Annotated in this window: 1 protein-coding gene; it reads left to right on the top strand. The window is 59.6% G+C overall.

Annotation, left to right across the window (positions count from 1 at the left end; translation table 11 throughout):
- A partial coding sequence (locus EN874_RS32180) for a transposase (protein WP_145971640.1) occupies positions 1–325 on the top strand: 325 nt, incomplete at its 5' end.
- Between the last annotated feature and the right edge of the window lie 256 nt (positions 326–581).

Genomic DNA, 581 nt, shown 5'->3' with positions numbered 1-581 from the left:
AAAGTTCTGCGGGCTGAACCTCTCGACACAGCAGTCAGGCCAATATCGGGGCCAGACCCGCCTTTCCAAATTCGGCAATGCTCGGCTGCGCCGCACCCTGTGGATCGCCGGACAAGTCGCCATCCGCCAGCGGGAGAATGGCTTCCGTCATAAGTTCGAACGCTACATTGCGCGGGATCGCGACAATCCCGATCTACGCCGCAAGGCAATGACCGCTATTACCGCCAAGATGGCCCGCGTCGTGCACGCTGTCGTCAAAGGTGGTTCCGACTACCGGCCCTTCGTTGAAGGGCGGGTGCCAGGTGGAAGAACCTCTGTCAGCTAGGGCCGTGAGGGCATCGATTCGATGACCCTGTAGATAATGTTCGGGTCTTCCGCCTGGATCAGAAGCTCGTGTTGAGGACGGTGAGGACCCGCCTTCGTGCGGACCCTGTGTTTGCTATGGACGAGACCTTTTCCCTTGCCGGTGGAAGCCGCCTGGTTCGACGACTTGACCAACGTCACGCAGCAAGGGCATGCTGACGAACAGAGAGACCTTGACTGCAGGCTCCATTTCGTTCCGCGCTTAGGACGTTGTCGGT

It is taken from the genome of Mesorhizobium sp. M1D.F.Ca.ET.231.01.1.1, assembly GCF_003999155.2.
Taxonomy (GTDB): Bacteria; Pseudomonadota; Alphaproteobacteria; order Rhizobiales; family Rhizobiaceae; genus Mesorhizobium.
This window is presented reverse-complemented; position numbering and strand designations above follow the sequence as displayed.